The organism is Microvirga tunisiensis, assembly GCF_009296175.1.
GTDB classification, from domain to species: Bacteria; Pseudomonadota; Alphaproteobacteria; order Rhizobiales; family Beijerinckiaceae; genus Microvirga; species Microvirga tunisiensis.
In genome coordinates this window covers 1-2,155 of the sequence record NZ_VOSK01000619.1, presented here as the reverse complement: position 1 = coordinate 2,155, position 2,155 = coordinate 1, and the positions used below count along the sequence as shown (strand labels likewise).

The window sequence follows — 2,155 nt, the reverse complement described above, 5'->3', positions numbered from 1 at the left end:
TTGCCTGTGAGCGATATCTGCTTCGCAGATTATTGATTGGTAGTTGGCAGGATATATGGAATGGGCCCCAACCAAATAAAGCTGACAAAGCCATATATCCTGCCAACCAAATGGGCCCCAACCAAATGGGCCCCAACCAAATTGTGAATCAAGCGAGGATTGCTAAAGCATGCTCATTCAAGATCGAGCAGCCCAGTGATCGCGTTAAATATCCGTTTCTGCATCCATTAATAAGAGGGCGCAAAGCAACGTCGACGAAAAACAGACTTGGCTTATTCATATAATCAAAAACGAAAGTACAAAATGAAAGCACAAGAAGCATAAGAACGTAAATACGCCGGCTACAACCGACAACTACGGAAGCAACATAAAATTCAAAGACAGACACAACACATTCTGCGAACAGCAGTGGGCCAAGTCCAATGGCGGTAAACCTCTAGTTAAGATACAGCGCAGGTCCGATAACTGGTATGTCAAACCGGTCAAATGGAGCACGACGAATACTCACGCCGGTATCGCCGCGGACCGATCCGAACGAAGCAGTGCGCGGAACAGCGACGAAAAATTCAACGTCTTGAACGGTAGCATCGCGACAACCATATTTGTGGTAGATCCTCACTACTTGCTCTGCAGTAATCCCATATTGGTCGTACGGCCAAGCGTCCATTGCCAACAGGCCTCCCCCAGTTTGGACGCGTAACCGATTAGGAATAGGAGCGAGACTCTGCTGTTGAAGGCACATCCTCGCAACCCCCGCCGGCAGATAGAGGTATAGGAAGCTGCCCCCCTGGTGGATCGACTCAAATGGGCCGTTTTTATAATTGTTCGCAGTTATCTCATCCATGAGCGGAACCTGCAAGAAATCAAGTTGCCGTGCCCGCCCCATCCAAGGAGCTCCCGGGGCGTTAACAAAGCTTGCTTGAGCCGCCAAAACTCTATCACAGAACTCCGAATAGTTTTGGACATGCACTCGCTCGAGTAAGTCCTCCAGCATCCTTCCATCTGTTTCGTTAATCTCTACACCGGCATACACGGGGCGCGCCATAGGGAGGATGAACACAGAAAGAAAATGAAACGGAGAGGAGAGGCTGGGGAGGAGAGCAGAGCAAGGTAGGTGTGGTTGTGAGGGATGGAGAAAAGACATGATGGGGTTTATAAAGGCACACGATTGACCTTTGCAGAAGCGTAGAGTTCGTTCGTCCTGATTGGACCGCAATCACAGACAGGGACAGGCCAATCGAGAGCCAAAACGTCTCTGTCAGCATTTGGTTGGCAGGATTCTACACTTTATTTGGTTGGGGCCCATTTGGTTGGCAGGATATATGGCTTTGTCAGCTTTATTTGGTTGGGGCCCATTTGGTTGGCAGGATATATGGCTTTGTCAGCTTTATTTGTTTGTGCATGCCTGCGCCCATGTGGCCGCTCGTTAGCCGGTCTTATGCACGAGGCCGCTGACGAGGACTTTGGTGCAGAATTCAGATGTGGGCCGCGCTGCCCCCTGACGTCGGGCTCAGGTGATGCGCTGGGATACCAGCATGCCAAGGCGGGTCATGACGTTGAGGACCTTGCAGCCGGCCGCGGTTTCGGCCTTTTGCATAGGCAGAGTCCGAGCGTGGAGACGGCGACCAATCAGGGTTTTGTAGCGCATCATCGCCACCTCGCCCAATGACCGACAACCGTAGTTGACCGCCTTCTGCCAGCCGAGACGCCCGCGCGTCTGGATCATCTGGAGGTGCCGGTCTCGCTGGGTGGCCGCCGTCTCGGCCGTGTTGCGCGGCACTGCCGTTGACCGCGGTGGGATAATTACTGCCGCAGCAGGATCCCGCTCGGCGATGGTACGGTAGACGGGCTCGCCATCATATGCGCCATCAGCCGTGACCGAAGTGATTGGGCTTGAGATCTGATCCAACAAGGGACCGACCTGTGAGGCATCACCGTCTTCGGTGGTCGTCAGCTCCGATGCGAGGATCTCACCGGTCTCGGGATCAACGGCCAGGTGGAGCTTGCGCCAGGTCCGGTGCCCTTGGCGGGACTGTCAGGAATTTTGTGCGTGAGGCCATAGTGATGGAGAGGAAAGGACCATCGTATGGCTATCGAGAAAGAACTTCTGGACCAGTTGCTTGCCGGGCGTGATCCGAACGAGGTGTTTGCAAAG

At 53.5% G+C, this 2,155-nt stretch carries 1 protein-coding gene and 1 pseudogene; both read right to left on the bottom strand.

Going from position 1 to position 2,155, the window contains the following annotated elements; genetic code table 11:
* Positions 1 to 436: 436 nt before the first annotated feature.
* On the bottom strand, positions 437 to 994 hold the full coding sequence (locus FS320_RS51295; protein ID WP_420846849.1) for a RolB family protein: 558 nt from the start codon (positions 992 to 994) through the stop codon (positions 437 to 439).
* A gap of 516 nt (positions 995 to 1,510) precedes the next feature.
* A pseudogene (locus FS320_RS42060) lies at positions 1,511 to 2,017 on the bottom strand (IS5 family transposase); the annotation flags it as partial.
* Between the last annotated feature and the right edge of the window lie 138 nt (positions 2,018 to 2,155).

Bases quoted from the DNA above. Each gene is read 5' to 3' on its own strand.
- FS320_RS51295 (WP_420846849.1), bottom strand. From the start codon at position 994: ATGCTGGAGGACTTACTCGAGCGAGTGCATGTCCAAAACTATTCGGAG.